Genomic DNA, 5724 nt, shown 5'->3' with positions numbered 1-5724 from the left:
TCACAGTGGTGGCGCCAGGCTTGTAGGCGACACGCTCACCGATCGTGCCCATCAGCCGATGAAGCCGCTCGATATCCGTGCCCTTGCCCGCCGAGGCGGCAAGCTCGCGAATGCCTTCGCCGGCGGCGGTCAGCGGCGTCTCCTGCGCGAACAGCCAGAGCGGCGCAAAACCCTGGTGTTGACCGGATACGCCCGTGGTGTCGCGCGTCACCACCTCGCCCGAAGCTTCAATGGCGATGGCGTGAGGCTCGCCTTCGACGCTCAAAAGCCGGGTGTCGTTGCCGAAATGGTCGGTGAAGCGTACCTCCTCGCGCGCGCCATCGATCTTCAAAGCCCAGGACTGAACGGTCTGTGTGTGGCCGCTGACTGGCAGCAGCCGCAGCCGCTGCAAGAGATACTGCACCGGCGCATCGTAGCGGTAGTCTGTCCGATGGGTGATCTTGAGCCGCATGGCGTCAGTTTCCGGTTGCGAGCCTGATGCTCAATAGAACTTGTAATCCAGCGCGATCTCGTCGCCGAGCCTGGTGTTGTCGCGGATGAAATTGGCCAGGAACTCGTGCAGGCCGGCGTCGAATATGTCCTTGATTGAGCCCGCCCTCAGCATTGCCTGCGTCTTTTCGGCCGTGGCGTGACAGGCATGGCGCTCGCCATAGTCGTCGCCCAGGAATTTCAGGTGTTCGGCGAGGAAGCGGTAGCAGAAGGTCAGTGAACGCGGCATGCGCACGTTGAGGATCAGGTAGTCGGCGATGTTGGTCGGCTTGTAGTCGGCGTCGTAGACCCAGCGGTAGGAGCGATGCGCCGACACCGAGCGCAGGATCGATTCCCACTGATAGTTGTCGAGCGTTGAGCCGACCCAGGAGATCGACGGCAGCAGCACGTAGTATTTGACGTCGAGGATGCGGGCCGTGTTGTCGGCGCGCTCGACATAGGTGCCGAGCTGAGAGAAATCGAAGATCTCGTTGCGCAGCATGGTGCCGTAGAACGAACCGCGGATCAGCGCTGTCTCGCGCTTGATGGCGTCGAGCACGTTCGGCAGGTCGCGCTCGTCGATGGGCCTGGCCAGCATGCGCTTCAGCGACATCCAGGCCTCGTTGATGCTTTCCCAGGTCTCGCGCGTCAGCGCAGTGCGCACCATGCGGGCATTGTTGCGGGCGGTCTCGATCGAGGACATGGTGCTCGACGGGTTCGAGGTGTCGCGCAGCAGGAAGTCGGAAACGTTGGCAGCGGTATAGTCCTGGTACTTCTGGCTGAAGGCGATGTCGGAGCCCGCGCTCAGCAGCACCGAGTTCCACTCCTCGGACGCATTCTGCGTACGGGTGAGCGCCATGCGCAGGCCGGCATCGACAAGGCGGGCCATGTTTTCGGCCCGCTCAATGTAGCGGTTCATCCAGTAGAGCCCGTTGGCGGTACGGCCCAAAAGCATATCAATTTGCCCCGATGTCGAGCGAATAGCGAATAGCGAGTAGCGAGTAGGGAAGAATGCGTCTCATGATTGCTGCGTCCCCCTGCCCAGCTCAATCATCCAGCACCCACGTATCCTTGGTACCGCCGCCCTGCGAGGAATTGACCACCAGAGAGCCCTCTTTGAGGGCCACGCGCGTCAAGCCGCCGGGCACGATCTGGATGCGGTCGGAGACCAGCACATAGGGCCTGAGGTCGACATGGCGGGGCGACAAGCCCTTCTCGGTGAGGATCGGGCAGGTCGACAGCGCCAGCGTCGGCTGGGCAATGTAGTTCGATGGCTTTGCCGCGAGCTTCTTGGCAAAGTCCTGGCACTCCTTCTTGGTCGCCGCAGGCCCGACCAGCATGCCGTAGCCGCCGGAGCCGTGCACTTCCTTGATGACCAGCTCGCTGATGTGCTCCAGCACATATTTCAGGCTGTCCCCCTCGGAGCAGCGCCAGGTCGGGATGTTGCCGAGGATCGCCTTGCGGCCGGTGTAGAACTCGACGATCTCGGGCATGTAGGAATAGATTGCCTTGTCGTCGGCGATGCCGGTTCCCGGCGCATTGGCAATGGTGATGTTGCCGGCGCGGTAGACGTCCATGATGCCGGGCACGCCAAGTGCCGAGTCCGGGCGGAAGGTGAGAGGATCGAGGAAAGAATCGTCCACGCGCCGGTAGAGCACGTCGATCTGCTTGTAGCCTTCCGTCGTGCGCATCGCGACATGGCCGTCGACGACGCGCAGGTCCTGGCCCTCGACCAGCTGCACGCCCATCTGGTCGGCGAGGAAGGCATGCTCGAAATAGGCGGAGTTGTAGCTGCCCGGCGTCAGCACGGCGATGGTCGGCGCATCCTTGGTGCCCTTTGGCCGCACCGCGGCCAGCGACTGGCGTAAGAGCTGCGGATAGTTTTCGACCGGCCGCACCTTGATCTGCTGGAACAGCTCGGGGAAGAGCTGCATCATCGTCTCGCGGTTCTCCAGCATGTAGGAGACGCCGGAGGGCGTGCGGGCATTGTCCTCCAGAACGTAGAACTCGTTCTCCGAGATGCGCACGATGTCGACGCCGATGATGTGGGTATAGACGCCGGCCGGCGGCCTGACCCCGATCATTTCCGGCAGGAAGGCCTCGTTCTTGGCGACCAGTTCCCTGGGCACGCGGCCGGCGCGCAGGATTTCCTGACGGTGGTAGATGTCGTCGAGGAACGCGTTCAGCGCCTGGACGCGCTGCTCGATGCCTTGCGTCAGGCGGCGCCATTCATTGCCGGAGATGATGCGCGGGACGATGTCGAAGGGGATCAGCCGTTCTGAGGCTTCCTGCTCGCCATAGACGGCAAAGGTGATGCCGGTCTTGCGGAAGACGCGCTCGGCGTCCTGCATTTTCTGGGTAAGCCTGGCCGGGTCTTGCTCCTTCAGCCAGCGATCATAAGCCGAATATGGTCTTCTCAGTCCGGAAACTTCCGGAAGCATTTCATCAAACGCTGCCAATCGCGTACTCCCCTGTGACACCATTTCACTGGCGTCGTCGGAGAAAATCAAGCGCAATCGGTGATTTGATGGATGCCGGCGGTCGTTATGTCAGGACTGCTTAAGATTGAGGCAGGGCCGACGGGGCTGGGTCAGGCTTTGCCTCGCGCCCGGGCAAACGACAAAGGGCGACTCAGAAGGCGCGGAAAGTGACGATGGTGAAGGTGTCCTTGATGCCGGGCAGAATCTGCACCTTCTCGTTGATGAAGTGGCCGACGTCCTGCTCATCCTCGACATAGAATTTGGCGAGCAGGTCGTAATTGCCGGCGGTCGAGTAGATTTCCGAGGCGATCTCGGCATCGGCAAGCGCGCCGGCAACCTCATAGGCCTTGCCCAGATCGCACTTAATCTGCACGAAAAATGCCTTCATTGCCGGTCCTGCCTAGCCTCTGCGCGAATAAGCGGCCCTTTTGGCAGAGTGGCGCCCAGCTTTCAAGCACCAGCCGAAAGGCGCCGAGCAACGAGCACCAAGCATGGCGGCATCGCCGAATCGCGGCGCCTGCGATTTGCTGAAACCACCAAGCGGCGCCATGCGTATGTTAGGATGCATCTTCGGACTGCGATTTCCCCTGGGGACAATGGAGGCAGGCATGCGCCGCTCGTTATTCGCATTCGCAATCATTCCATTCCTTTTCCTGTCCTCGGCGCTTGCAGGCGACGCCGAGGTCAAGGCGGCGCAGACGGTCATCGACAGCCAGTTGAAAGCCTTCATCGCGAATGACGGCGTCAGGGCCTACAGTTTCGCCGCGCCGAATGTGAAACGCGTCTTCCCGACGGTCGACATGTTCATGAACATGGTGACCAACGGCTACGCGCCGGTGCGCAAGCCGCAGAGCTATGCCTTCGGCAAGGTCGAGGAGACCGGTCCGACCTCGATTATCCAGCAGGTGATGATCGTCGGGCCTGATGGCAAGGATTACGAGGCGGTGTATACGCTGGAGCAGCAGCCCGACGGTAGCTTCCAGATCACCGGCTGCAGCCTGCGGGCCTCGACGTCGCTCAGCACCTGAGCCGGTCAGAGCACCGGAATATCACCCCGCGCCCAGCCTTCGGAGATCTCTGCGGCACGTGCATCGAAGGCCTGCGCTTCGATCGTGGCGCGGATGTCCTGCATCAATTTCTGATAGTAGGAAAGATTGTTCCAGGTGAGCAGCATCGCGCCAAGCGACTCCTGCGAACGCACCAGATGATGCAGGTAGGCGCGCGAATAGTCGCGTGCGGCCGGGCAGTCGCTCTCCTCGTCCAGCGGCCGCGGATCGTCGGCATGGCGGGCATTGCGCAGGTTGACCTTGCCGCGGCGCGTATAGGCGAGGCCATGGCGGCCGGCGCGGGTTGGCATCACGCAATCGAACATGTCGATGCCGCGCGCCACCGATTTCAAGATGTCGTCCGGCGTGCCGACGCCCATCAGGTAGCGCGGCCGGTCGGCAGGCAGTTCCGGACAGGTGATGTCGAGCATGTCCAGCATCACCGCCTGCGGCTCGCCGACGGCCAGCCCGCCGACGGCGTAGCCTTTCAGGTCCATGGCCTTCAGCGCCTGCGCGGAGCGCACGCGCATGGCCGCGCTGTCGCCGCCCTGGACGATGCCGAACATCGCCTTGCCCGGCTGGTCGCCGAAGGCCGCCTTGCAGCGCTCGGCCCAGCGCAGAGACAATTCCATCGCGCGCTCGATCTCCTTCGGCTTGGCTGGAAGTGCCGTGCATTCGTCGAGCTGCATCTGGATGTCTGAGTCGAGCAGGCCCTGGATTTCGATCGACCGCTCCGGCGACATTTCGTAGGGCGCGCCGTCTATATGCGAGCGGAAGGTGACGCCCTTTTCCGAGAGTTTTCTCAGCTTCGACAGCGACATCACCTGGAAGCCGCCGCTGTCGGTGAGAATCGGATGCGGCCAGCGGGCGAATTCATGCAGGCCGCCGAGCTTCGCCACGCGCTCGGCGCCCGGCCGCAGCATCAGATGATAGGTGTTGCCGAGGATGATGTCGGCGCCGACGCCGCGCACCTGGTCCATGTACATGGTCTTCACGGTGCCACCGGTGCCGACCGGCATGAAGGCCGGCGTCCGGATCTCGCCGCGCGGCATCGAAATCACGCCGCGCCGCGCCCTGCCGTCGGTGGCAAGCAGCTTGAAGGTGAAAGCCTCAGCCATGGAAGTCCTTGTCGTGCACAGGCGCGCCGGGTGCCTGCTCGTCGAGCGACTGCCGGTAGCGGATGCAGCCGCGCATGAATTTTTCCCAGGGCGGCACCGCGATGGCAGGTTCGGTCTTTTCCGGCAGCAGGGCCCAGAGGTCGGGGTGATGCCAGCAGAGATCGTGGCCGGTGGAGTCGCGATGGGTGCGAATGCCGGCGCGCAGTTTCTTCACCTCCGCGACCAGAGCGTCGCGGTCCATGTGTTCCAGATCATCGTCCATCGCTCGTCTCCGCTCGGTAAAGCAAGCTGGCGTCTCCGTAGGAGTAGAACCTGTAGCCGCTGTCGATGGCATGCGCATAGGCCGCGCGCATCGTCTCCAGCCCGCTGAAGGCCGAGACCAGCATGAACAGCGTCGAGCGCGGCAGATGGAAATTGGTCATCAGGAGATCGGCCGTCCGGAAACGGTAGCCGGGCGTGATGAAGATATCGGTCGGACCCGACCAGGCGGCGAGCCTGCCGTCCGGCGTGGCCGCGCTTTCCAGCAGGCGCAGCGACGTCGTGCCGACGGCGATGATCCGCGCTCCGCGCGCCTTGGCCTCGTTGAGTGCTTGAGCGGTCTCGGCGCTGACC

8 protein-coding genes are annotated in these 5724 nt (G+C 63.1%); 1 reads left to right on the top strand and 7 read right to left on the bottom strand.

The annotated features are described in order from the left end of the window. The 4 genes from EN742_RS21715 to EN742_RS21700 form a co-directional block, all read right to left on the bottom strand. Positions 1 to 451: transglutaminase N-terminal domain-containing protein (locus tag EN742_RS21715; RefSeq protein ID WP_281034983.1), on the bottom strand; the 451-nt coding region annotated here is incomplete at its 3' end. A gap of 30 nt (positions 452 to 481) precedes the next feature. Further along, positions 482 to 1423, bottom strand: coding sequence for an alpha-E domain-containing protein (locus tag EN742_RS21710; RefSeq protein WP_126054731.1), 942 nt, complete (start codon positions 1421 to 1423; stop codon positions 482 to 484). Positions 1424 to 1514: 91 nt separating this feature from the next. Beyond that, positions 1515 to 2927, bottom strand: a complete 1413-nt coding sequence (locus EN742_RS21705; RefSeq protein ID WP_189363092.1) for a circularly permuted type 2 ATP-grasp protein — start codon at positions 2925 to 2927, stop codon at positions 1515 to 1517. A 172-nt stretch (positions 2928 to 3099) separates the two neighbouring features. Beyond that, positions 3100 to 3336 carry an Lrp/AsnC family transcriptional regulator gene (locus EN742_RS21700; protein ID WP_126054733.1) on the bottom strand — a complete coding sequence of 79 codons (237 nt, stop codon included), beginning with the start codon at positions 3334 to 3336 and terminating at the stop codon, positions 3100 to 3102. 220 nt (positions 3337 to 3556) lie between these two features. Here EN742_RS21700 and EN742_RS21695 point away from each other — a divergent pair, with 220 nt between their 5' ends. After that, on the top strand, positions 3557 to 3976 hold the full coding sequence (locus EN742_RS21695; protein WP_127405801.1) for a DUF4864 domain-containing protein: 420 nt from the start codon (positions 3557 to 3559) through the stop codon (positions 3974 to 3976). A gap of 5 nt (positions 3977 to 3981) precedes the next feature. Here the strand turns inward: EN742_RS21695 and tgt are convergent, their stop codons facing one another. From tgt to EN742_RS21680, 3 genes are all read right to left on the bottom strand, one after another. Beyond that, positions 3982 to 5112 carry a tRNA guanosine(34) transglycosylase Tgt gene (gene tgt / locus EN742_RS21690; protein ID WP_127405800.1) on the bottom strand — a complete coding sequence of 377 codons (1131 nt, stop codon included), beginning with the start codon at positions 5110 to 5112 and terminating at the stop codon, positions 3982 to 3984. Next, a complete protein-coding gene (locus tag EN742_RS21685; RefSeq protein WP_126054735.1) occupies positions 5105 to 5374 on the bottom strand; it encodes a hypothetical protein in 270 nt (89 codons plus the stop codon). Before EN742_RS21685 ends, tgt begins: the two co-directional genes overlap by 8 nt. Beyond that, positions 5364 to 5724: S-adenosylmethionine:tRNA ribosyltransferase-isomerase (locus EN742_RS21680; protein ID WP_189375506.1), on the bottom strand; the 361-nt coding region annotated here is incomplete at its 5' end. The genes EN742_RS21680 and EN742_RS21685, both read right to left, overlap by 11 nt.

Source organism: Mesorhizobium sp. M4A.F.Ca.ET.020.02.1.1, from assembly GCF_004022645.1.
In the GTDB taxonomy this organism is placed as follows: domain Bacteria; phylum Pseudomonadota; class Alphaproteobacteria; order Rhizobiales; family Rhizobiaceae; genus Mesorhizobium.
The sequence above is the reverse complement of the archived record's forward strand: the minus strand, read 5'-3'. Positions and strand labels throughout refer to the sequence as shown.

Bases quoted from the DNA above. Each gene is read 5' to 3' on its own strand.
- EN742_RS21710 (WP_126054731.1), bottom strand. From the start codon at position 1,423: ATGCTTTTGGGCCGTACCGCCAACGGGCTCTACTGGATGAACCGCTAC.
- EN742_RS21700 (WP_126054733.1), bottom strand. From the start codon at position 3,336: ATGAAGGCATTTTTCGTGCAGATTAAGTGCGATCTGGGCAAGGCCTAT.
- EN742_RS21695 (WP_127405801.1), top strand. From the start codon at position 3,557: ATGCGCCGCTCGTTATTCGCATTCGCAATCATTCCATTCCTTTTCCTG.
- tgt (WP_127405800.1), bottom strand. From the start codon at position 5,112: ATGGCTGAGGCTTTCACCTTCAAGCTGCTTGCCACCGACGGCAGGGCG.
- EN742_RS21685 (WP_126054735.1), bottom strand. From the start codon at position 5,374: ATGGACGATGATCTGGAACACATGGACCGCGACGCTCTGGTCGCGGAG.